Genomic DNA, 25,353 nt, shown 5'->3' on the forward strand with positions numbered 1-25,353 from the left:
CAGGCGTCCGCTCAGGGCTCAGGCGCTCAGACGCTCAGGCGTCCGCCGGCAAGCCCGCGGCGGCGGTCGGCGCGGCCGACACAGCCGGCGAGGCTGACACAGCCGGTGCGGCTGCCGCGGCTGACAGCGAGGCCGTCCGGTGCTCACCGTTGAGATCGGGCGGCGGGATCATCTCCCGGATCCAGGCCGGGGTGTTGAAGCCGGCACCCCGCACCTGGTGGCGCGGCATCGGCTCGTCGCGCTGGAACAGCCACCACCGCAGCAGGTCCCGCATGTAGTCGGCGGCCTCCCGCAGCACCATGTGGGTGGTCTGCTCCAGCACCACCAGCGTGCAGTCGGGCACCAGCTCGGCGAGCCCCTCGGCCTGGTCGATGATCTCCGAGTTCGCGCCGTAGACCGCCAGGACGGGCATCGGCAACGCGGCCAGCGCCTCCCGCGAGAACGGCGGCGTGGCCAGCATGTCCTCGGCGACCGAGGTCTCCTTCAGCAACGCCTGGGCGGAGCGCGCGATCCTGGTGAGCGCGCGACCGGCCGTGTTGGCGAGCCAGTACTCGACCTCGTCGTCGGTGACCGCCGCGAGCACCTGGGTCAGCGAGCGGGCCATCTCCTCGCCGAGCCCCTCGATGAGGAAGGGCGGCTCGACGAGCGTCAGGCTCGCGACCCGGTCGGGGTTCGCCAGACCGAACGCGAGGGTCAGCGTCGCGCCGTAGCTGTTGCCGACGATGTGGACCGGCCGATCCACATCGAGCTCGTCCAGCAGGGCCGAAAGGTCCGCCAGCGAGTCGGCCATGGTGTAGCCGGTCGGCGTCCGTTCGCTGCGGCCGTGGCCACGCAGGTCGTAGCAGATCACGTCGCACCCCGCGCCGGCCAGGCAGTTGCCCAGCGCGAAGTAGAAACTGGAGATGTTGTCCACTACCATGCCGTGCACCATGACGACGACCGGCGAGTCCGTGCCGGCCCCGCTCTTCGGTCCCAACCGCTGCACATGCAGACGAACGCCGTTGGCGACGATCTCAGCCACGCGCCTTCTCCCTAGCTTCGTTCACAGAGGTTGCCTACGCGGTCCGCTCGGGACCCACACGAGATGAGATTTCGGCCCGGTGCCACCGGACCGCGGAGCGCTACCGGGCTGCCGAGTGGTACCGGGCCGCCGAGTCCTACCGGGCCGCTGACGGTGCGGCGTCGTGGGCGCTGTCGACGATGAAGTCGACGACCTCCCCGACCTTCATGTTGATCACCTGGTCGACGTCCATCTCCGACAGGAAGCCGACGAAGTCGACGTGCTCCCCGTAGGTCTCCCTCAGCCGGTCGGCGAAGGTGACGAACTCGATGCTCTCGAGCTCCAGGTCCTCGTTGAACGAGGTGCCCATCTCGATCGACATGTCGACGATGTACTCCTCGCCGATCACGTCCCGCAGGATCGCCGCCACCTCGGAGAGCACACGTTCCGCGCTGGCCGTCTGGTCCGCGCTCGCGGTGGCGGTCGGCTGGTCGGTGGTCATCGCTGTCTCTGCTCCTTCTGTTGTTGGGGTCGCGGGTCGGCGAACCGCTCCGCTCCGGCCCTCGCCGCCTGTCCGGCCTGCTCGCCCTGTCCGGTCCGTTCGAGCTGTTCGAGCTGTTCGGCCGGTGGGATCTGTCCGGTCCGCTGGAGCTGTGGCGAGGTCCACGCCACGACATAGTTGCCCAGGTAGCCCCCGGCCTGAGCAACCAGCCGGTCGGCAGGCTCGAGATCCGTCCGCGGCCGCCCGGTGGTGTCCATGGTGCGCAGCGCGACCCAGCGCGGCCCGTCAGCGTCACCCCGGCCGCCCGAGATCCGCGCCGACGCAGCCGCGAGGACCGGAATCCGCAGCGGCGCCGGAAGTCCGGGCCGCTCACCCGGCTCGCCGACGGGACGAACCACCACCCCACCGGGACCGTGCGTCACCCCGGCGGCCACCGGCCGGCCGCCCTGAACCGGTCGGCCGACGACGAACCGCCGGGGATCGCCGGCCGGTCCGCTCCCGTCCGGCTTCACCGCCGCGCCCGCCGTCGTCACGCCCGCCGTCGTCACGCCCGCCGTCGTCACGCCCGCCGTCGTCACGCCCGACATCGCCGCGACTGCGCCCGCGTCCGCCGTCGTCGCCTTCGCCGCCGCCTCCTTCGCCGCCGCGAACCGGGCGAACCACACCGCCCGGGTGTCCGGGTCGTCCCCGGCCAGCTCGTCGAGCAGGCGCAGCTCCGGCTCGGCGAGCACGACCGCCTCCGCGGCCCGGTCCCGCCGTTCCACCCGGCCCAGCCCGATGCCCAGGCCTACCCCGGCAGTCGCGTTCCGGCCTACGCCTACATCTACGCCGACGTCCACGCCCGACCCGCGCTCCGGAGCCCCGTCCGCCACGATCGCGACCGCGATCTCCGGACGGTGCGCGGCGCTGACCGCCGGTCGGTGCAACGTGGGCAGCTCGGGCCGGGCCGGTACCGCGGCCACCACTGGCTGGCCCGACGCCTGGTTCGACACGCCGACCTCGATCGGCCAGACCTCGCCGGCCCCGCGCTCCCACCAGTGCCGGCGCACCGCGTCCTTGACCGCGATACGTCCCAGCAGCCAGGAGCGCGCCGCGAGCGGGTTGTGCCGCGCCAGCTGCTCGCGCTCGGCCGCGTCGAGGTAGTGGCGCAGCGACAGCTCCCGGGAGGCCGGATCCCGCCAGTGCTCCGTCACGACCAGCCAGCCGTCCGCGGTGGACTGGCCCTGCGTGTTGGCCTCCGGCGCCATCGCCATCGACCACAGGACGTCGTCCTCGGTGAAACGCCGGTCGGTCCAGCCGCGCACGTGTGCCCACAGACGGCCGTCGGTGTGGCGCAGCTCCATGTCCGCGGTCGCGGAGCGGTCGGTGACCTCCCGGATCCGCCCCAGGTAGGTCAGCTCCGCCCCGGTGCCCGGCTGCGGGCCGAAGAAGCGGATCGACGCCACCGACGCGGGGAAGAGCAGCCAGTCCGACGGGAGGTACTGCATTCCCCAGTAGCCGAAGAACTGGCCGGCGTTGTCGAGCAACGCGCCGCTGGCGTGCGTCACCCGCAGCCGGCCCCGCAGGCCGGTCGGCGCCAGCCCGTCGACGGACTCGATGCCCTGGTAGCCGGGGCCGTGGAACAGCAGCCGATCGTCGTAGATGGCTCGGCCGGAATGCGGCGAGGAGGCCTCGCCGGGGATCACCACCTCGCCCGCCGCCCCCGCGCACGGGGCGAACCCGGTGGAGACGTCGGTCGTCGCGGGCGGTGCCGGGTGGTTCGCGGCGAAGACCACGGTCGCCCGGGTGTAGCCGACCACGTCGACCCTGATCTCGTCCAGCGTGAGCGGGGTGCAGATGATGGTCACCTGCACCGGCGGTTCGATCGCGAGCCAACGGGTGGCGCGGACGTCCTTCACCTCGACCACGACCCGGCCCGGACGCAGCGCGGCGGCCTCCGCGATGATCATCTCGAGCACGCCCGTCAGCGGCACGACCGGGAACAGGTCGGACGGATCGGGCCAGCCCGGCGGCTGCCGGTAGAAGCAGTGGTCGATCACCTCGGGCATCGTCGCCAGCGAGAGCTCGCGGCGCACGGTGTGACGACCGTCGGGTCCGACCGCCACCGGAGCCGACGCGGCCACCGGAGCCGCCGACGCGGCCGGGGCGGACAGCCCGGTCGCGGGTGCCGGGGTGGCCGGGGTCGGTCGCTGGCTGCCCGCCCAGCGGTCCGTGACGGTGGACAGCGCTGCGGAGGTGTCCGCGATCGCGGCGCCCAGTTCAGCCAACACCGGGTGCCCGCCAGTGGCGGGAGCCCCGGTGGTCACCGGGCGGGGGCCGGCGGCGGGCGCCGTGCTCGCCGGACCCGCCGCGCTCGCCGGACCCGTCGCGCCCGCAGGCTGGACGCGGCTCGCCGCGGCGGCCGGCCGCACCCGCGACGCGACCATCGCTGCCGACAGGTCCGGTGCGTCCGGCCCGAGCCGGACCAGCGGGGTTCCGAGCTTCAGGCGCACCTCGCGGGCGGACCGCGACGCGGACACCGCCCTCGCCGGCTGACGGGGACCGCCGCCCGCCCTGTCAGCCGCAGCCGCAGCCGCGGCCGGGGACGCATCCGCAGACGCGGCTGCGGATGCGGGTGCGGGTGCGCGGGCGGGAGCTGAGGTCGCGGGCAGGTCGCCCGTCGCCGGCCTGGCCCGGCAGGGCAGCAGGTCCAGGCGCGGCGCGGCGCCCTCCGCCCACAGCGCCACGGCGACCCGCCGGAGCTGGTCCAGACCGGACCGCTTGGTCGTGTTCGTCACCAGCGACGCATGCTCGTCGCCCGGGCCGCTCAGGGTGTCGTCCACGAAACCGGCGACGCTGCCCATCCCGACCTGGACGAACACGCGGACGCCCGCGCCGTGCAGACTCCGCGCCAGCTCTCTGAACCGCACCGGCTCAAGCAGATGCCGGACAGCGAGCTCCCGGATGTCTGCGTGTTCGGGTGGATACGGAGCCACAGTAGTAGCCGACCATACCGGCACATTCGGGGTGCGCAGGGGGGTGGCAAACAGCCCATCACGCAGCCGCGCGAGGTGCGGACGCAGGAACGGCGAGTGGAAGCCGGAGCGGAAGGGCAGCGTCTGCCCCAGCACGCCCCGCGCACGCAGCCGGGCCAGCGCGGTGTCCACACTTTCGACCCGCCCACAGATGATCGACTGGTGCGGGCAGTTGTCGTGGGAGACGACGATGTCGGGCAGGTCCGCGATCACCTCGGCGGCGACGTCCGCGCCGCAGCCCAGTGCGCCGAACACGACCCCGGGCACCTCCACCGACGCCGGGTCGAAGGCACCGATGAAGTCGTCGGCGTAGTCCTCGGGGATCAGGCCGGCGGAGATCATGGCGTTCCACTCGCCCACGCTGTGCCCACCGACCAGGTCGGGAAGCACGCCGAGGGTGCGCAGAGCCTGGTCGAGGACCCGGCCGACCTGCACGCTGGCGACGCCGTGCAGCCCGAGATCCGTGGTGTCGCCGAGCGCCGGGCGAGACAGCCCGAAGTGATCACAGACGTCGTCGATCCGCGGGGTGAACTTGTCCTCCAGCCCACAGAAGAGAAACGCCAGCCGCGGCGCCGGTGCCGTGGTCGCCGCCGGGGCTCCGGGAGCGGCTGCGGCCGGAGCTGCGGCTGTGGCTGTGGCTGTGGCTGTCCCCGCCTCGGCGAGCAGTGGCGCGGAGGTGAACCAGAGGTCGTTGCGGCCCCGCCACGCGGTTCCACGGGCCGCCACGGTGCGAGCGAGGGCGAGGCGCCGCGGCGTCGGCGCCACCAGCGCCAGCCGGACCGGCCCGCCGGTCGGGGCCTGGGCCGCGTCGTCCCGGCCGAGCAGCACGGCGTCGGGCACGGAGAGCTGTTCGACGATCTCCGCCACCGACGAGCCCGCGAGCAGCAGCACCGGCTCGGCGGCCGGGTCGGCGACCAGAGCCGCGCCCGTCCAGGCCGCGCCGACACCCGCGGCGGCGGCCGCACGGGCCCCAGCGCCGGCCCCAGCGCCGGCCGCGGCGCCGACGCGACCGCCGCCGCCGCCGACGGGGTCGACCGCGCCCACGTGGTCGTCCAGGCACTCCTCGATGACGACGTGGGCGTTCACACCTCCGAAGCCGAAGGCGTTCACACCGGCGCGGCGCGGCGTCGCGCCCACCGGCTCCCACGGGACCGCCGTGGGCACCGGTGCGAACCGGCTGCCCTCGAACAGCGGATGGGGCTCCTCGCAGTGCAGGGTCGGCGGCAGGGTGCGGTGATGCAGCGCGAGCACGGCCTTGATCAGCCCGGCCATACCGGCCGCGGGCATCGCATGACCGATCATCGACTTCACCGAGCCGAGGCCGACCGGACCGGCGCCGGCCGCGTCGTCGCCGAAGACCTTCGTCAGCGTCGCGAGCTCCGCGCCGTCCCCGGCCGGGGTCGCGGTGCCGTGTGCCTCGATCAGGCCCACCGCACCGGGCCGCGCCGGGTCGAGGCCGGCGTCCGCCCAGGCTCGTTCGATCGCCAGGATCTGCCCGGAGGACGCGGGAGCCATCAGGCTCGCGGTGCGTCCGTCGCTGGACGAGCCGGCGCCGCGCAGCACCGCGTAGACCCGGTCTCCGTTCGCCCGGGCGTCGGCGAGCCGCTTGAGGACGATCATGCCGACGCCCTCGCCCATCAGGACGCCGTCGGCCCGGCGGTCGAACGGACGGATCCGCTGCGTCGGCGAGAGCGCGCGCAGCAGGGTGAACAGGCTCCAGAAGGAGACCTCGTGCACGAGGTGCACACCGCCGACGATCATCGCGCCGGCCCGGCCGCTCGTCAGCTCCCGCATCGCGGTGTCGACCGCGATCAGGGAGGAGGCGCAGGCCGCGTCGACCGTGTACGCCGGGCCGTGCAGGTCGAGGCGGTTCGCGATGCGCGACGCCGCCAGGTTGGGCACCAGGCCGATGGACGCCTCGGGCCGCTGCGGGCCCAGCCGGGCCAGGAACGCGTCGACCACCTCGTCCACGGCGGATTCCGGGACGTCCGGCAGCACCTCGCGCAGCGTCGTCGCGAGCTGGTGGGACGTCCGGACCCGCTGCTCCAGGCGGGCGACCCCGGGCCCGACGTACCCGCCGCGGCCGACCACGACGCCGACACGGCCGGTGTCCCCGAGTGCCTCGACACCGCCGGCGTCGTCCATGGCCTCGGCGGCGAGCCGCAGGGCGAGCAGCTGGTCGGGCTCCGCCCAGTCCACCGAGACCGGGACGATGCCGAAGCGCGCCGGGTCGAACGTGGCGAAGTCATCCACGAACCCGCCGCGGCGGCAGTAGAAACCGCCGCCGTCGGGACGCCGGTCACCGCGATCACCGGGACCACCGCGGTCGGGTTCCGCCGCGTAGTACTCGTCGAGGTCCCAGCGGCCGGGCGGGACGTCGCGGATCGCGTCGACCCCGCCGACGATGTTGTTCCAGTACGTGCCCAGGTCGCCCGCGCCGGGGAACAGCGCGGACATCCCGACCACGGCGATCTCGTGCCCGCCGCCCCCGCGATCGGGCAGCGGGCGGCCGGGCGTCGAACGCTCAGGCATGGGACGACGACCCCGCGGACGACGATCCGGCGGACGACGGCCGGGAGGTGAAGGATGCGGCGTCGCCGCACATCTGCACGACCTGGACGGGCGCGCCCGGGACCGGCTCGCGCAGCTCCCTGAGCAGCGCGGCGACCCCCTCGTCAGGATCGATCAGGCCGATGCCGCGGCGGGCGTACTCCCGCGCCAGCTCCTCGGAGACCATGCCGCGACCGGCCGCGGCGCCGGCCTCGACTCCCCACGGGCCCCAGTCGACGCTGACGACGCGGCCGGTCAGACGCGCCGAGGCCCGGTGGGCGAGCACGTCGAGGGCGTCGTTGGCAGCGGCGTAGTCGACCTGCCCGCGGTTGCCGAACACCCCGGCGACGCTGCCGAAGAGCACCACGAAGCCCACATCCGGCCGCAGGGCGTCCAGCAGCGCGCCCGCGCCGTCGACCTTCGTGCGGAACACCCGGTCGAAGGACTCCGGCGTCTTGCTCCTCAGCAGTCGATCCTCCAGGACGCCGGCCCCGTGCACCACGCCGTCGAGGCGGCCGTGGCGGGCGTACACGTCGGCGACGACCGCCGCGACTGCCGCGCCGTCGCGCACATCCACCGCGTGATAGCGCACGGACGAGGCGGCCTCACCCAGCGCTGCCAGCGTCGCGCGGATCTCCCGCTCCGCCAGGATGCGTCCGATCCGCTTCTCGATCTCCGCCGGCCTGCGCACACCGGTCTCGATCAACGCCCGGCGCAACGCCGGGGCGTCCAGGGCGGCCACCGTCGCCGGGTCCTCGGGTCCGTCCGGGATCGGCGTGCGACCCACCAGCTCGACCGCGCAGCCGGTGGCCCGCGCCAGCGCCAGGGCGGTGCGGGCGGTGATGCCGCGCGCGCCGCCGGTGAGCAGCACCACTCCGGAGGCGTCCAGCCCCGCCGGACCCGCCGCGCCGCGGCCGTCGGGCGCCAGCTCCACCGCTCGCAGCTCCGGCGTGATCCGGATGTTCTCCCGATAGCCGACGACAACCGGCGCCGCCGGGTCGAACATCTCGGCCAGCAGCCGCTCCGCGATCCGGCGCGGCGCCGCCTTCGGATGGACATCGACCAGCCTGACCTCGGTGTCCGGCAGCTCATGCGCGAGCGTCCGGACCAGGCCGGCCAGGCCGACGCCCGGCGCCAGCTCGGCGTCGTCGCCGCCACGGCCGAGATCCCCGCCGAGGCCCGTCACCACGAACAGGCGCCGCGGCCCGGCAAGCGCAGCCGCCCGCAGGGCTCCGAACGCCTCCGGAAGGCCACTGCCCACGCTGGCCGGCGAACCCGCCGACGCGACCCAGAACAGGCCGTCCGCACCGGGCTCGGCCTCAAGCTGTGCCACCGCCTCCGCGTTGTCCGCCGAGACGATGCGGACCTGGGCTCCGGCCTGCTCCAGCAGGGAGGACAACGCCAGCCCGATGCCGAGGTCACCCTCGACGACGACGAACCGCGTGCCGGCCAGCGACGAGGCCCGGCCCGCCGCCACGAGCGCGTCCCAGGAGGGGACAGCCGGCAGCGTGACATGGTCGATCACGAATCGCCGCAGCGGGATCCGCGTCACGGGGAGGGCCTCGCCCGCGGCCCGTGCCGTTGGTGCGGTCAGCGTGGCCGGTGCGGCCGGTGTCACTGGCACGGCCGGTGCGGTGACGCGGGCGGCGAACGTCGGATCCGTGGCGCCCCGCGGAGCGGACAGCACACCCCAGCTCTCCGGGGCCAGCGACGCCTGCGCCGTGCGGCCGGCAAGCTCCGCCGGTGACGGCACCGGCACCGAGGCCGACGTCACGGGCGCTCCGTCCAGGACCGCGACGCCCGCGCGCCCGCTGCGGGAGACGGGGGCAAGGGCCGAGGCCGGCGCGGCCGTGGACGCCCGCCCGGCGCCGGCACCCACGGAGACGGGAGCCGGCCGCGCGATCCCGCCGCCGGGCCGGTCGCCGCCGCCCTGCTCGGGCAGCCCCAGCGACCCACCGAACTCCGCGGAACCGCCGGTGCGGCCGGCCGAGACGGGCACAGCACCCGCCCGGCCAGCTCCCGCTCGGCCGGTGTTCCCCGGGCCGGTGCCCGCTGGTCCCGATCCCGTCGGGGCGGAGCCCGCGGAGCCCGCGGAGCCGGAAAGCGTTGGGCCGGAGCCCGCGCCGCCGCCTTCGGAGCCACCCGCAGCCCCGCGCTCGACGATCCAGGAGGCAATGCCCCGAACCGTCTTCACCGCCGCCAACTCCTCCACCACCGACTCATCCACCTCGGACAAACCGGAACCCGCACCACCAGCACCCACACCCGGCAGACCCACCCGCCCGGCAAGCTCCCCGAGAATCTCCGTCCGCTTGATCGAATCAATCGACAGATCAGCCTCAAGATCCAGATCAGGCTCCAGCATCTCCACCGGATAACCCGTCAACTCCGCGATCACCCCGACCACCGACTCGGTCACCACCTCCAGCGACAACCCCGGCACCACCACCGGGACGTCCACCGAAGCCGGAACCGCGGCAGCCGCAACGGTCGCCTCGGCGGGCACCGCGACCAGCGGCGGCACCGCCGGCACGGCAACCTCAGGAGCAGCAGGCATCTCGGGCGCAGCAGGCACCACCGGGGCAGCCGGGTAGGTGGTCAGCGCTCCGTTGTGGTGCCCGTTCGGCCCCGACGACAGCTGCGTCACGCCGTTCGGCACCGGCACCGGCACCGGCACCGGCACAGGCTCGAGCGCAGGCGCAGCCATCGGCACCGACATCGGCACCGCAGCGGTCGCCGGTGTCGGTGCCTGCCGGGCCGCGCCGAGGTAGGTCAGCAGGACATCCCGCTGGGCGGCCACGAGGTCGCGACCGGTCCGCAGGAACTCCAGCATGATCGTGTCGGCCGGGCCCGCCGCGGGCAGCGGCGCCGGGCTGGCGGCCGGAGCCGGGCCGGCCGGCACCGCTGTACCCGCCGGCAGCGCCGGGTAGGCCGCGGGGTCAGGGCCGGGGTGGCGACCGGCGGACGCGGGACCCGCCCCGTTCGCACCAGCACTCCCCGATGGGTGGCCGGGCAGCTGCCCGTCGAACGTCCGAAGATCGCTCATTGGAGAACCTCCCACCGTGTCACCGGGCCTCGCACCCAGCTGTTCAGGATCATGTCGAGGCGCCGGGACGTCGCCACCGGCCCCGGTCACCACTGCCGCGCCGTTGAGCGCCGCCGCTCCATTGGGCACAGCCGCCCCGTTGAGCACCGCCGGCCCGGCCGGCGTGGCTTCCCCGTCCGGTGCCTGTGCGGTGGCGCTGATCCGCCGGGCGGGCAGCAGGCCGCCCGGCAGATGGCCGCCGTCGCTGGTCCGCACGTAGGCACCGTCGATCAGCCAGCCGGGGCGCCGCGGCATCGCGCCGGGGGCGACCACCCGGGTGTCCCGGCCGACGAACAGCGGGGACGGGTCGACATCCGCGCCCGCGACCGCGAGCTCGGCCACCGCGAGCAGCAGCCGTCGCAGGCCGGGCTCGCCGGCGGCGTCGGTCGCCACGACCCGGTGCGGCCGCCCGGCGAGGATCTTGCCGGCGAGCTGGGAGAGCACCCGGCCCGGGCCGACCTCGACGAAGACACGCACACCGGCCGCGTACATGGCCTCGATCTGCTCCACGAAGCGCACCGGGGCGGCGAGCTGGCCGGCCAGCGCCGCGCGGATCTCCGCCGGGGCCTGCGGGTAGGGCCCGGCGGTCATGTTGGACCACACCGGGATCACGCCAGCGCCGACTTCGGTACCGGCGAGCTCGGTGGCCAGCCCGTCCGCGGCAGCGGCCACCACCGGGCTGTGGAAGGCGCACGCGACCGGGATTCGCCGCGACGACAGACCGGCGTTCTTCAACAGTTCCACCGCGGCGTCGATCGCCGCGGTCGGACCCGAGATCACGGTCTGGCGCGGAGCGTTCTGGTTCGCGAGCGCGACGCCCGCGACGGTTCCGTCGGCCGCGGGCGCGCCGAGCACCGCGCGGATCTGCTCCGCTGTCGCGGAGACCGCGGCCATGGTTCCGGGATCGTCCCCGGCTGCCGCGAGAATCGCCTCCGCCCGGGCCCGGCTGAGCCGGACGAGATCGCGCCGGTCGAACACCCCGGCAGCGCACAGCGCCGCCAGCTCTCCGTACGAGTGGCCGGCAACATGATCGGGACGGATCCGCAGGCCACCGAGAAGATCGTAGATGGCGAGGTCGGCGAGCCCGAGGGCCGGCTGGGCGGACCGCGTGTCGGTCAGGGCCGCGGACTGCGCCGCTCGTTCGGCGTCGGAGAAGGCGGCCGGTGGGAACATCGTCGCGGCCACGTCCGGGGCTAGCTCCAGCAGGGACCGCAGCCGCGGGAAGGCCACAAAGAGGTCCGCAAGCATGCCCGGCCGCTGACTGCCCTGCCCGGGGAACAGGAACGCCAGGCTCCCCGCACCGCCCGCACCGCCACCGCCACCGGCGGCACCGCCACCGAGCACAGTCGCGTGATCATCACCGTCACGGACGAACAGGCCGGAGCGGGGCGCGGAGCGCGGGTCACGAGCCCGTTCGATCGCCGCCGGCAGATCATCGAGGTCGTCGACGACGAAGGCGATCTGAACCGCTCCCCCGGCCTCCTCGCACACGGTGCGGGCGAAGTCGCGCAGCCGGAAGGGACGGCCGGCGTCCTCGTTGGCCCGCACCTGGGCCGCGAGGGTGTCCAGGCGCCGCAGTGCGCCGGCCCGGTCGCGGGCACGCACCAGGAACAGTTCGGCCGACCAGCGGTCAAGGCCGTGCGCGGGCTCCGGTGCCTTGTCGTAGGCCGACACGACGACATGGAAGTTCGTCCCGCCGAACCCGAAGGCGGACAGGCCGGCATGCCGCCGCGCCGGTGGGGCGACCCAGGGGCGGGCCTCGTCATCGAAGTAGAACGGGCTGCTGTCGCGGTCCCAGTAGGGGTTCGGCTCGTCCACGTGCAAGGTCGGCGGGCGGACGCCGGTCTCCACCGCGCGCGCGACCTTGACCAGCCCCGCGAGGCCCGCCGCGCACTTCGTGTGGCCGATCTGGGACTTCACCGAGCCGACCGCGCACTGGCCCGTCTCGGCGCCGTGCTCGGTGAAGACCTCGGTGAGCGTCGCGAGCTCCGTCCGGTCGCCGACGACGGTCCCGGTCGCGTGCGCCTCCAGCACCCCGACCTCGGACGGCGAGATGCCCGCCCACGAGTAGGCCCGTTCCAGCGCGAGCACCTGCCCGGCCTTGCGCGGAGCGGTCAGGCCGAGCGCACGCCCGTCGGAGGAACCGGCGACCGACCGGATGACGGCACGGATCCGGTCGCCGTCGCGCTGGGCGTCCGCGAGCCGCTTGAGCACCACCACGGCGACGCCCTCACCAAGGCTTGTGCCGTCGGCGCCGGCGGCGAAGCTCCGGCACCGCCCGCCCGGGGACAGCGCGTGCACCGACGCGAAGAGCAGGAAGTCGTGCACGGCCGAATGTGTGTCGACACCGCCGCACAGCACCAGGTCGGACGAACCGGCCGTGAGCTCCTTGCAGGCCGCGTCCAGGGCGGCCAGGGAGGAGGCGCAGGCGGCGTCCACGGTGAAGTTGAGACCGCCGAGATCGAGCCGGTTCGCCACCCGGCCGGCGATGACATTTGCCAGCAGGCCGGGAAAGGAATCCTCGTCGAGCTCGGGAAGAATCTCCTCGAGCTCGGCCGGCAGCTCCCCGACCCAGGCCCGGTGCGCGGACCGGAACCCATAGGCGGTGGAGAGATCCGAGCCGGACTCCGCGCCGAACACCACCGACGCCCGGCGCCGGTCGAAGGGCCGATCGTCATAGCCGGCATCGCGCAGCGCCCGGGATGCGACCTCCAGTGCGAGCAGCTGGCCCGGGTCGATGCTGCGCAGTGACCGCGGCGGAATCCCGTACGCCAGGGCGTCGAAGGGAATCCGCGGCAGAAAGCCACCCCATTTGGACGGGGTCCGCCGCCCGGCATCCTTCACCACGGAGTCGGGGTCGTAGTAGAGGTCGACGTCCCAGCGCTCGGCCGGCACCTCGGTTATCGCGTCGACCCCGTCGACCACATTGGCCCAGTAGTCCTTTTCGTCGGCGGCACTCGGGAACACCGCGGACATGCCGACGATCGCGATATCGATGGGGCGCGCGGACTCGCGCACGGAAGCGACGGAACGCGCGGCACGCGCCGCCTGTCCGCCGGCATCGGCAGCGTCAGCGGCCTCAGCGGCGGCACCGGCCTCAGCGGCGGCGGCACCGGCAACGTTCGCGCCGGTACCGCCGGTCTCGGCGTCGGCGGGCTGTGCCGGGGTCGGGACGACGGGGACCGCGAGCTCGCCGGCCCGAGCCGAAAGCCGGGCCATGGCCTCGTCGGTCACCTCGGCGTGCAGCCGGCCGATCGTCGTCCGGGCCGACCGCAGCGCCGAGACCTGACCGATCATGAACATGCCCTCGGCGGCCTGTTCGCTCGCGCCGACCGCGACCAGCTCGCCGCCCTCGCGCCGGACACCGCGGCTCGCGATGCGCAGCCGGCCGAGGTTGAGCTGCTCCAGCTCGGCCCACATCTGCTTGCGTGGCACCCCGGCGGCGGTCAGCTCGTCACGGCGGCGCAGGAACTCACGCACATAACCGGACTCCACACAGCGCGTGGCGTGGCCCGGTGAGGTCTCCAGCAGGACCGTGCGGGACGCGGCGATCGCCGCCTCCTGGAAGCCGGGCATGATCGCGCCGTCCTCGACGGCCTCCTCGGTGAACAGATACGCGGTCCCCATCAGGACACCGATCTGGGCACCGCGCTCGACCAGCGGCGCGGCCGCCGCGGCGACCATCGCCGCCGAAGTGGCGTCGTGGATGCCACCGGCGAACAGGATGTGGACGTCCCCGAGGCTCTCCGGCCCGTCCTGCGCACGCCGGGCGAACGCCAGCAGGCCGCTGATCTGCGCCTCCCAGAGCGGGAAGCTCGCCCGCGGCCCGACATGGCCGCCACATTCGCGCCCTTCGAAGACGAACTTGCGCGCGCCGTCCGCCAGGAACCGCTCCAGCAGGCCAGGCGACGGAACATGCAGGAAGGTGTCAATGCCCGCCGCCTCCAGTGGCGCCGACTGGGCCGGACGTCCACCCGCGATCAGCGCACACGGTGGGCGAACCGCGTGCACCGCGTCGAGCTGCGCGGCCCGGACCTCGGGCGGGGCGAACCCGAGGATGCCCACGCCCCACGGCAGGTCACCCAGCAGGTCGGCCGTCTCGGTCAGCAGCGCGCGGGCCTCCGGCCCGCTCATCAGCGCAAGCGCCAGGAACGGCAGCCCACCGGCGCTCGCGACGGAGTGCGCGAACTGCGCGCGGTCGCTGACCCGGGTCATCGGCCCCTGTGCGACCGGGTGGCGAAGGCCCCGGGCCGCGGCGAAGGCCGATCCCGACGCCAGCGGGCGGTGGCGGGCCGCGGCAGCCAGCGAGGAGCGGATCGAGGCCCGCACCGCGCCGACCACAGCACTCGCCGACACGTGCCGATCGGCCAGTTCGGCGGCGAAGGCGCCGTCCTGGCCGATCGGCAGCAGCTGGGTCCGCAGATCACGCCCGCCGAGCCGCGACGCGACGGATCCGGCCGCTGCCGACCGGCCGGCGGTGAGCGCGCCGTCCGAGGCCCGTTCGCCGCCGGTGTCGCGGAAGTCCAGTGCTGGCTCGTCTGCCGACGAGCCGTCCTGGCTGCTCCCGGCCCAGCCCACCAGCGCGGCGACGGGCAGGTCGGGCCGGATGTACACCCGATGTCCGTCGATCAGGGCCGTCTCGCTGCCGTCCATCGCGCGGACAGCCTTCGCCACCTCGGCCGGAAGCTCGACCTCACGCACGAGCGCGAGCTGCGAGTCGAGGACGACCCCGGCCGCACCGCCGGCGACCGCAGCGGCCGCGGTCGCCGGACCGATTCCACCGGCGGCCCACACAGGGGCAACAGTCCCGTCCCGCCGCGTCGCGTTCGCGGCGTTCAGATGCTGTAGCAGAGTGAACGTCGTGAGGTCACCGACCCGCCCCCCGGCCTCGTTACCACGGGCGACCAGGCCATCAGCACCGTCGGCGAGCGCACGCAGTGCGTCCTGGACGGAGAGAACCTCGACCAGCACCCGCCGCCCACCTCGGGCGGCCTCGGCGACACTCCAGGGCGCGTCCACACCGAGCAGCACCGTGTCGACCACGGCGGCCAGGTCACCGGCGAGGTCGCCGACGACCAACGGGCATCCCTGTGCGACCCGCACGCCGAACGGCGCCGAGGACCACGCCGCCGTCGCGGCCAGCGCCTCACGACCGCGGCCGGCGTCAAGGCCGAGATCGAGAACTCCCAGCGCCCCGCAGTGCCCGACCGCGGCGATCAGGTGCGGCGCGGGTTCACCGAACGGGCTGATGACGACGACCAGATCTCGGTCGCCGCGCCGCGCCTGCGCGGGTCGGGCGTGCGCACTCGCTGCGCTGCTCATCGGTGACTCCTCCTGGCCTGGGACCGCCGCACGCGGCGACTACCGGGTTCGGCTGCTGTCAGCGGGGGGCGAAAGCGGTCGGCATGCTGACGCCGGATTCGGGTGGCTACAACCGGCCGGCGGCGGAGAGCCGTGGATGATGTCGTCATGGCCGGGCTGCCACGGATCCGCACGCCTCGCGCTGCTTCAGGCTTGGTGCCGGCGGGGCGATCGGCGTATCGAACAGATGCGGCTCCAGGTGGGGTAGAACGGCGACAACCGAGACGGACGCAATACCGTCAGCGACGATTGGGTCGCGGCGACGCCCCAACCCAATCAGTTGGCCCCTGGCAACGAACGTGCGCGAAATACTAGCCCGCACGTCCTGCTTCCCCGCACCTAGGTGCCGCCACGAAACGATCCCGTGATCCGGCCGGTCACCTGCCTGTCCGGTGTAGGCCATCGGTGGTTCGCCGCCGGTCCGGGCGCGCCGCCACTCCCCCGCGGGCGCGGTGACGGCGGTCACGGACGCATCGTGCGAAGGCACGTTGTTCACCGCGGCGACATAGTCCAGGTGTCGACAGCAGATCCATTTACAACGGACTCGCGACTGATTTCCGGTGCTAACACGGGTTGAAACCTGGCTCTGGTACGGCGCGCCAGATCCGCGATCGAACCCGGCAGGAGAAACCGCACTGGCTTTCTTCGGTCGGGCAACGCACGTGTGACAGCAGACCGCACGGTTTCCCCACGACATGGCATTCATCCAGGTGTTCCTCCGGTCCGTGCCGGAACAGCGGCCCGACGTCCGCCATGAACGGACGGGCGCGCTGACAGCGGACTCGTCTCTTCTGCCCTCCGAACCTGCCGCGCTATGGCCCGTTCAACCTAGTCACTCTTCGGGCACAGCCGCAAGCACAGGCACGGCAGTTTTCCGTCGATGCACCCGGCAACCTCAGCACTGGATCGACAAATGCCCTGTTCAATGCACTGCGGCACCGCGGCCGAAACCAGGATCCGGGTCGCGAGCAGCGATGCTCCGTGCTCTCCGTGAGCATGCGAAACACTAGTCACCGCACCGTTTGGACCACCCGAAGTAACTACACCGTCGTTCACGAGATGCCCGGCGGACAGATCGGGACAGCTCTCACCCGCGGATCAGGGGCGGCTGCGGTGGATGCCGTGGCAAGGGCATTGACGGCGGGCACCGCGGGACTCGTCGGGGCGGTGAGCACTCGTCAGGGCGGCGGCACCACGAAGCGAGAACCCAGGCCGATGCGAGTTCCGCGCTCCCTGGCATGCGGGCCCGGCTGCAGGGGGCAGCGGCGACCACGGTGTCACCCAGCAGGGAGAGGCGGTCATCTCCCGCCGGAACAGCGGACAGGCAGCCCGGCTCCGGCAACCGTGGCCAGGGGGTCACAACCCGCCACGAGACCGCTTCAAGTCGCAATCGACCATGCTGTCGGCCGCACCCTGCCGGCGACGGTAGCTACCCGCCAACGGTGGGACAAGTACGCCTGGGACCTGACCATGCCGAGTGGCCCGATGGACCCCAGACGCGGGGGGACGACAGCTATACCCAACGGACGACCAATCTACCCGGTTCCCTGGCCGACGGCGGCGGCCGACCGGGCGCCGCATCCGGTGCGCCGGGACGGCCCCGGCGCTGGCCGCGCAGGCCGCCGCGCCGGGCCCGGATGCGGTACGGGCCCGGCGCGGCGAGTGCGTGCACGCAGGTATCTGGACGGTCGGCCGCGGCCGACCGGGCGAAGCCGGACCGTGGGCTGGTCCGTATCGCGGTTCCGGTCAGGCGGGCGGAACCGGCCGGTGCGGAGCTGTCCGAGGTGGAGCTGTCCGAGGCGGAGCTATCCGGGGCGCGACCGGACGGTGTCGTCCGGGCCGTGCTGTGCCGGGGCGCGGGTCAGGCGTCTGTCTGGCTGACGTCCGAAGCAGACGGTGCTGGATGCGGACGGTGCTGGATGCGGACGGGTGCAGCTGGAACACGTACTGCTGGAACACGTACTGGCGGAACATGTCCCGGTGGGCCAGGACAGATGGGACGGCTGCCGGTCGGGACGGCGGGGCGACTCCGACGGACAGACAGCGCTGGCTGGCTGCAGGCAGGAACCCGTGCCGGCCGGGGCACGGCCGGGCAGGCGATGCCGGCCATGCGAGCAGCGCCGACGCAGGTGCGGTACCGGAGCGAACCGGACCAGGGCCCTGACTACAACCGGGGCAGCCCCGGAGCCGGCATCGAGCCCATCTCACGCTGCCAGGCGAGGGCGAGCTGGGTGCGGTTCGAGCAGCCCGTCGCCACCAGCGCATGCGTCAGGTGGTGCTTCACGGTGTCGATGCTGATGCAGAGCGCCTCGGCGACCTGCCGGTTCGACTGGCCCTCCGCGACCAGGCGCACGACATCGCGCTCACGGGCGGACAGCTTCGCCGTCACGGCCGGGCCGGGGTTCACGCGGATGTAGAAGCGCAGCAGGTTGCCCAGGTGGCGGGCCAGCACCGCGCCGACAGCCCGGTCCCGCGGGCCGAACGCGCCGGGGCGGGGGTCGAGCAGCGAGACCACGGCGCCGACGCCACTGTTACCGGCGAGCCTGATCAGCAGCTTCGCGTGGATGCCGTGGGCGCGCAGGAAGCGCTCGAGCCGCAGCCGCACCTCGGGACGGTCGGGCACGCCGATCTCGTCCAGGGTGACGAGCCCGCGCTCCCACATGAGCCGCAGGCTCTCCGGGTCGTTGAAGACCTCCAGGCTGCGGTAGCGCTCCAGGAACGGCCCTGCCATCCGCAGCGCGAGGCCACGGCCGGTCGGGCGGGCGTCCTGGAAGGTCGCCTGCGGGGAGGAGCCCAGGAAGAAGGCGGAGTGGCGGTAGCCGAGGTGACGGGCCATGCCGTCCAGGGCGGCCTCACGGAACGCCGGGAGCGAGGCGGCGCGCTCGCAGTCCTCGACGACACGCAGCACGCCGCGCAGCTCCGCCGCGCCCAGGGCCAGGTCACGCGGCACCTGGGGGCCGCGGGCGGGGACCGCCGGCGCCCGGGCGGGAAGCCCCGCCGCGACCGCGCCGGGACGAGTCCGCGCCGCGGGGTGGCCCACCGCAGACGTCGCGGTGATCGGCGCGTGCCGCGTGGCGGGTGCCCGGTGCGGCGCGGGAACGCCGGACGGCCGGGCAACCCCCGCTGATGTGTCCATCGTCACGGCGAGCCGGCCAGTGGCCGGACGAGCGCTGGGGCTACCATCGGGATTGCTGAGCATTCGGTCAGTCACACATGCCTCCGGGGGCAGACCGACACCAGGTCACTGGCCGGTAGTCGCGAATCAGCCGGCGTATTTCCGGCCAAGCTGGACATGTTCGGCAAGCCTAGGGCCGCGACTACCCAGATGCCAGCCTGCGACACCTACTTTCTGGCGCCTGATAAGCCTGACTGGCTTATCTGACTATTGAATCTCAGCTCATGCGCCGTTTACCCGCCAGCCATCGTCAATTGTGACCGCGCCGACACGGCGCGTAACGACAACGACAGGACTCCGCCACCCAAAGGTGCCAGCAACGGCCCTCGAATTGGCCCGGACCGACCACCACCTCCACCTTCGACCACGGGCGTGTAAACGGTCGACACGGAGGGTAGTTTTCTTACCGGTAGCATCTAACTGCTCACATCAAGTCACCAGCCAGGCGTGTGCCGTGAGCACGCCGCTGCGAGGTGAGGCATGTGACGACCGGATTCTCGATCTTCCTGCTCGCCGCCGGGGCGATCCTGCGCTTCGCGTTGTCCTACCGGTTGAACGGCGTCGACCTGCATGCGCTCGGATCGATCATCATGGCCACCGGCGCCGCCACCCTGTTCGTCTGCTTCATCCGGGACCTGCGCACGGCTCGCCGTCGAAGGCCGGCCCCGGTCGCGCGGACGCTGCCCCTGGGCACGCTGATTCCCCCGGAAGATGGCACCGCCGAGTGGAACTGGCCCGCCGCGGAATCCGCGCGGAGCGCCGATCCCGGTGGCCCCGGATTTCGTCTCGCCGACGATGGCACGTCCTCCTGGCACACCCCCCGTCCGGGGATCCCCCGGCCCTGGGAGGACACCGGCCACCCCGGCTACGCCGCCGGCGCCTGCCCAGGGGACGGCGCCGACGACTGGCCCGAAGGTGGTGGCACCTCCGACACGTGGTCGCACCAGCGTTGACCGCACCGGCCGGCGGTCACACCGCGCCGGATGGTCAGAGCAGGCCGGGCGGTCAGAGCAGATGCAGGGCGCGGGCACGGTGGACGGCGTCCCTGCGCCGGGCGACGTCCAGCTTGCGGTAGATGCTCTTGAGGTGCGTCTTGACGGTGTTCACCGAAACGAACATCTCCGCCGCGATCTCCGCGGTGGTGAGCATCGTCGGCAGGTAGCTCAGCACCGCCAGCTCACGCTCGCTGAGCAGATCAGCGGAACCCGCGGAACCAACGCGCGCCGCCCGCCGAGGGTCCCTGCCGGGCCCGCCAGCTCCGGTATCGGTGCCCGCGGTGTCGGGACCGACGTGGACCGACCCGACGCGGTTGGGCACCCCCGCGGCTCCCTGGAAGGCGGCCGGGTTCCGCAGGCCGCCAGCGGCAGCTGTCGCCGCCGACGACGACACACGATCGTCGTCCCAGTACGCCGAGGCTCCCCGGGAGGCCGGGTCCGCGAGCGGCCTGGTCGGCGCGGGCACCACCACCTCGACGGGGCCCGCGACGCCAGCCGGGCCCCACTGGCCGGTCTCGCCGCCAAACCCTGCCTCGCCGCCCCGTCCCGCCTCGCCGTCACCGCCGATCGCAGTGCCCCGGCCGGCCTGGCCGCTCCGGCCCGTGACGCCTCGGGTTCCCTGACGTGGCCAGCCCGGCCCCGCACCGTTCGCGGCCCCTTCGACCCCTTCGACCCCTGAGGCCCCTGCGGGCCCTTCCGGCACGGAGCCGGCGGCCGCGGAGCGCGGTGGTTCCAGTTCCGACGGCCCCACCGTGCCACCACCCGCCGCCTCGCGTGCCTGCGCGTGTCGCGCGGCTGGCATGCGCGAGGCGGGCAGCCCGGGCACCGGCAACCGCAGCGCGCGCCGCCGCTCGGCGGCTCGCAGGCCCGGAAGCCGAGCGGACGGCGTCCCCCTCGACGCCGCGCTGCGGTCGAGAGCCGCGACGAACTCGGGGTGGCTGTCCGCCAGCTCGGGATGAGCGGCCATCAGGCCCAACAGCTCGTCCCCGGCCTCCACGAACGGCGCGACCATCCCCTCGTCCACGGCGAGCGCCATGGCCCGCGCGAGCAGCCCACCGGCTCTGGCGTGGTCGTCACGGCGGGCGGCCGCGACTGCCCCGAGCACGCAGGCCGCCACCAGGCCCGCGCCGCCGTCGTCGGCCCGCAGCAGGGGCGCGAGCACCTCCTCCGCCGACGGCACGTCAGCACAGGCCAGGGCCGAACGCGCGAGGGAGAGCAGGACCTGCGGGTCCGTCGCCGTGCGGTCACCGGCACGCAGCAGTGAACGACGGGCCGCCTCCGGGGCGCCGGTCGCGACGAGCAGGTCCGCCTCCGCCGCCCGGCGCGCGGCCGCGCCCAGCGGCGGGGTGGGGCCGGAGCCGGCAGCGGCGAGCATGCGCCGCGCCGCACGCACCTCGTCGGCTGATCCGTGCAGGAGTCGCAGCCGGGTTTCGCACACTGTCGCGATCTCGACGAGGAACCCGGGGCTCGCAGGCGTGATCGCCCTGCGTGCCGCGGCGAGGCTGCGCTCGGCCTCGACCAGGTCGACGCGCTGCAGATGCACCATCGCGGCGGCGAGGTGGGCCTCGGGCAGACCGGGAACGGTCTGCTGCGCCGAGGCGGGCGTGGCGGCGGGCGTGTCCCGGCCCGCGGCGGCGCCTTCCACCCGAGTGATCACCAGACGTAGCTGGCTCTCGGCCTGCCGCAGCCGGCCGCGCAGCGCATACTGCAGCGCCAACGCCCCCAGGCAGGACGTCTCCACCCCGGCAAGTCCCGCCCGGCGGGCGGTCGCGGCGCCATCGTGCAGCACACTGGCGGCCACCGAGAGCCGGCCGAGCCACAGCTCACCCCGACCGCGGGCGCACAGAGCAACCGCCCGAACACCCTCGTCCATCCGCCGGGCCGGCCGGGGCTGGCTCCTGCGCGGCTCGGCCCGCGGGCCGTTCACGTCGGCCCGCGGACCACCCGGACCGCCTGGACCGCCCGGACCACCCGGACCGCCTGGACCGCCTGGACCGCCTGGACCGCCAACTGTTCCCGGCACCGAGCCGGCCGGCGCAGCTGACACAGCTGCCGCAGCTGCCGCGGTCAGCTGAGTCTGCGACCCGCCCCCAGCCCCGGACGCGCCGGCACGCAGCAACCTCCGGGCGGCCACGATCATTTCCGTGGGCTCTCCGGCCAGCTCGGCCCGATACAGCTCCACGACGTCGATGCGTTCGACCAGCGTCCTACGGCGAGACACGTCGTGGCGCGCCGGGCTCACCGGCAGCCCCGCGCGGGCTGACGACAGGCTCGCGGCACCCGCCTCCAGCCGACCCGAGCGCAGGTGGGCGACCGCCAGCACCAGGTCGCATTCGGGCGACAGCCCGGACGCCCCCGCCGGCACCTCGGCCACCAGCTCGCTCAGGTCGGGCTCGCCCCCGAACAGGATGTCCACCAGCGCCGAACCGTCGACGAGCAGACAGGCCAGGTACCACCAGTCACCGGCGCGCAGCGCATGGCGGGCCGCGTCGGAGGTGCTGTCGTTGGCCGCGAACCACAGGGCCGCACGCAGGTTGAGCTCACGCGGATCCTCGTCCGGGTCGCGCAGCAGCAACCCGTGCAGCATCAGCGCGAACATCCGGTTGTAGCGGTACCAGTCCCAGGCCAGGCCGGCGGATGACCTCGCCTCCGCCGCGGCGACCGGCGACGGCGCGGCAGGCTCCAGCGGTACGAGGAATCCGCCGGTACGGGCGAACTCGCGCAGCAGGTGGACCGCACCCCGCCACGTCGACGCCGGCCCCGGCGTCGGGGCGGCCGCCGCGACGGCGGTACCGCCGGGTGCCGGCGCGCCCGCCTCCCGGTACTCCGGCACACCCGCCGGAGCGCTCCGGGCGTCGATGGCGGCGACGGCCGCGGCGAGCGGGCCGGTGAGCCGTTCCAACACGCTGGTCCGGAGCAGGAACCGACGCACTGGCTCCGCGTAGTCCGCCAGGACCTCGGCCTGCAGGTAGTCGGCGATGGCGGCCCGCGGCCCGCGGGCCGGATCAAGCTCCGGCGGCAGCAGCGGCCTGCCGGATGGCAACGTGCCCTGGCCGGGGTCTTCCGCGCCGGTCACGCCGACCGCGCCGACCGCGCCGACCGCGCCGGCACCAGCCACAGCGCCGCCGACACCAGCCGCGGTATCGGCGGAACCGGCCGCGGCCTCGGCCTCGCCGGCAACAGCATCAGCCTCACCGGCCACAGCATCAGCAGCGTCGGCAGCGCGGGCCGCGGCGAGCCGCAGGCCCACCGCCCAGCCTTCGGTCCGCTTCCACAGGGCCGCGATGGCGGGCTCGCTGACCCGCAGGCCGTGGGCGGCGAGCAACGCCGCCGTCTCGTCCCTGGTGAAGGCGAGGTCCGCCGCGCCGATCTCGGTGACGGTGCCCTCGGCCCGCAGGCGGTGGACACGCAGGACCGGCTGTCGCCCGGCGAGAACCAGGCGCAGGTGCCCCGCGCCCTCGCCCACCAGGAGTTCGAGCCCGGCGATGTCCGCCGGTTCGTGAACCAGATGGGCGTCGTCGAGGATCAGCACGGCCGGCACCGGGAGCTGGGCGAGCTGGTTGACCAGCTCCCGCTGGAACCACTCGGGGTTCGTCCCGGCGGATTCGGCTTCCAGGCGTTCGAGCCGCTCCGGGCACGGCAACGCCGCGTCACGGCGCAGTCCGCGCAGGATCTGCGACCACAGCGACACGGGTGACACGGGTGACGCGGGCGACACGGGCGGCACCGGTGCCCGGCCGGCGGGCATGGAGGAGCGACGACGTCCGATGACAGGGTCGACGCGCAGCCACACGACGGGGTGCGGTGAGCGGCCCGACCGGGCCCAGTCCGCCAGCAGCACCGTCTTGCCGGTGCCGGCGGGAGCGCACACGGCCGTCAGTGGGCCGTCGACCGCCAGGTCAAGGCGTTTCAGCAGCCTGGGCCTGGACACGAGCGGAACAGCCGGCCGGGGTGGGAACACGCGGGCGCCGAGCGCGGGCAGTCCCCCGCCCGCAGGCGTCAGCGGCGGCCTCGGCGCCGCCGCGTCCGCATCGACGGCGGCACTGTCCACACTGTCCACATCAATGGCGGCCCGTCCGGGACCGGCAGCCACCGGACCACCCGGACAGACCTCCGCCTCCCACGCCTCGACCATGTGATCACCCCCGCTCACCATGCCAAGGGTAGTGGTACAGCCACCCTCCGCATTCAGCAACCAGTGAGGCGGTGTCGCCCGCGAGACGGCGGGCCCAGGCGGTCACAGGGGCGTGCGATATCCGGACGGACGCGGACGGTTCCAGAAGCGCCTGGCAGGTGCGCTCTTCTCCGGAACCGTCCGCTCAGCGTCGCGGACCCGCGATCGGTGTCAGGCGGCGCAGTCGGCGCAGACCGTCCGTCGCGGGTCGGCAAGCTGGCTGCGGTGCTGCACGAGAAAGCAGCTGGTGCAGGTGAACTCGTCAGCCTGCCGTGGGAGCACGCGCAGCGAGAGCTCCTCGTCCCGGACGTCGGCGTCCGGAAGATCCAGCTCAGCCTCCAGCGCGTCCATGTCGTCGCCGAGGTCGGCGGCCGCGCCGGCGCGCTGGGCCTTCAACGTCTCCAGGCTCTGTTCCTGGAGCTCATCCTCCTCGACATCCGCGCTCCGCCGAGCGTCGAAGTCACGAGCCATGCCTCTCCTTACCTTTCCTCGTCCTCACAGACCGCGGCCTGTCGACACCGGCATCGATCCGGACCACAGGATCGAGCAAGCACCGTACCTGAACGGCATCGGCTGATCACAATAAGCAGTGGCTCTGGCCAGAGAAGTGGGCGCCAAGCAGATGTCCGCATTCCCCATGCCCCGGAGCCGGTACCCACGGCCACCAGTTCGGAACGCGGATCTCCAAAGCCGCCCGAAGGATACGGGCCAAAGAGTCGCCAGACCAAGCAGGGGCGCTTCGGCGCGGTGTCACTCCCGCCACATCCGGATCTGGATGGGTTGCGCCACGGCCCGTGATGCCCCACCTCGACGCCATGATCGGACGTCGATCGGACCGCCGCGGCGGACGACATCGAGGTGGCGCGGACCACTCTTCGGTGGTGTCGACGGCTCGGATGTGTCAGCACGCGTCGGCACGCCGACACCCGCGAACTGGGCGATCACGGTGACGGACGGCCGGCGACAGCGACCGGGGACAGCGGCCCGACGAAGGTCGCGCCGGCCGGAGCCCCCCCGGGTCAGAGGTAGAGGCCGGTCAATCCGTCGTCGAGACGTTCCGCGGCGACCGCGTGGACGTCCCGTTCCCGCATCAGGATGTAGGTCGTGGAGTGCAGCTCCACCTCGGCCCGATCCTCGGGGTCGTAAAGCACCCGGTCACCGACCTGGATCGTGCGCACGACCGTGCCGATCGCGACCACGTCGGCCCACGCCAGCCGCTTGCCCATCTGCGCGGTCGCGGGGATGACGATGCCCGCCTTCGAACGCCGGTCCGCGGAATCCTCCCGGGGCCGCACCAACACACGGTCGTGCAGCAGCCGGATCGGCAGGGATCCACTCGTCGCGTCGATGCCGACCGCACCCCCGACACCGTCGACATCGCCGGAAACTACGCTCACAGGCTCGGACCCTACCCGCCCGCGGCAGCATCGCCGACCGGATGTAGCCGATTGCCCCACTGCATGCCACCGGGGCCCCCGCACCCAGCCGTCGCGCCCG

Annotated in this window: 9 protein-coding genes; 1 reads left to right on the plus strand and 8 read right to left on the minus strand. The window is 73.7% G+C overall.

What is annotated here, in order from left to right; all coding sequences use genetic code 11:
* Positions 1-34: 34 nt before the first annotated feature.
* From ACG83_RS02585 to ACG83_RS02605, 5 genes are all read right to left on the minus strand, one after another.
* Positions 35-1,021, minus strand: coding sequence for an alpha/beta fold hydrolase (locus tag ACG83_RS02585; RefSeq protein WP_054564535.1), 987 nt, complete (start codon positions 1,019-1,021; stop codon positions 35-37).
* Positions 1,022-1,157: 136 nt separating this feature from the next.
* Positions 1,158-1,502 (minus strand): acyl carrier protein, encoded by a 345-nt coding sequence (locus tag ACG83_RS02590; protein ID WP_054564536.1) that lies wholly within the window; start codon positions 1,500-1,502, stop codon positions 1,158-1,160.
* A complete protein-coding gene (locus ACG83_RS02595) occupies positions 1,499-7,048 on the minus strand; it encodes a type I polyketide synthase (protein ID WP_083472981.1) in 5,550 nt (1,849 codons plus the stop codon). Before ACG83_RS02595 ends, ACG83_RS02590 begins: the two co-directional genes overlap by 4 nt.
* On the minus strand, positions 7,041-15,473 hold the full coding sequence (locus ACG83_RS02600) for a type I polyketide synthase (protein WP_063792968.1): 8,433 nt from the start codon (positions 15,471-15,473) through the stop codon (positions 7,041-7,043). The genes ACG83_RS02595 and ACG83_RS02600 overlap by 8 nt, the downstream gene beginning before the upstream one ends.
* Positions 15,474-17,676: 2,203 nt before the next feature.
* The gene (locus tag ACG83_RS02605) at positions 17,677-18,648 is read right to left on the minus strand and encodes a LuxR C-terminal-related transcriptional regulator (RefSeq protein ID WP_369812845.1); all 972 of its coding nucleotides are present in this window, start codon (positions 18,646-18,648) and stop codon (positions 17,677-17,679) included.
* A gap of 521 nt (positions 18,649-19,169) precedes the next feature.
* On the opposite strand from ACG83_RS02605, the gene ACG83_RS45215 reads away from it, so the two are divergent.
* Positions 19,170-19,640 carry a DUF6458 family protein gene (locus ACG83_RS45215; protein ID WP_054564538.1) on the plus strand — a complete coding sequence of 157 codons (471 nt, stop codon included), beginning with the start codon at positions 19,170-19,172 and terminating at the stop codon, positions 19,638-19,640.
* A 52-nt stretch (positions 19,641-19,692) separates the two neighbouring features.
* Here the strand turns inward: ACG83_RS45215 and ACG83_RS02615 are convergent, their stop codons facing one another.
* The 3 genes from ACG83_RS02615 to ACG83_RS02625 form a co-directional block, all read right to left on the minus strand.
* The gene (locus tag ACG83_RS02615) at positions 19,693-23,817 is read right to left on the minus strand and encodes a LuxR C-terminal-related transcriptional regulator (protein WP_054565366.1); all 4,125 of its coding nucleotides are present in this window, start codon (positions 23,815-23,817) and stop codon (positions 19,693-19,695) included.
* A 210-nt stretch (positions 23,818-24,027) separates the two neighbouring features.
* Positions 24,028-24,327, minus strand: a complete 300-nt coding sequence (locus tag ACG83_RS02620; RefSeq protein WP_054564539.1) for a DUF4193 family protein — start codon at positions 24,325-24,327, stop codon at positions 24,028-24,030.
* Positions 24,328-24,875: 548 nt separating this feature from the next.
* Positions 24,876-25,253 carry a co-chaperone GroES gene (locus ACG83_RS02625; RefSeq protein WP_054564540.1) on the minus strand — a complete coding sequence of 126 codons (378 nt, stop codon included), beginning with the start codon at positions 25,251-25,253 and terminating at the stop codon, positions 24,876-24,878.
* Positions 25,254-25,353 lie beyond the last annotated feature (100 nt).

Source organism: Frankia sp. R43 (assembly GCF_001306465.1).
GTDB classification, from domain to species: Bacteria; Actinomycetota; Actinomycetes; order Frankiales; family Frankiaceae; genus Parafrankia; species Parafrankia irregularis.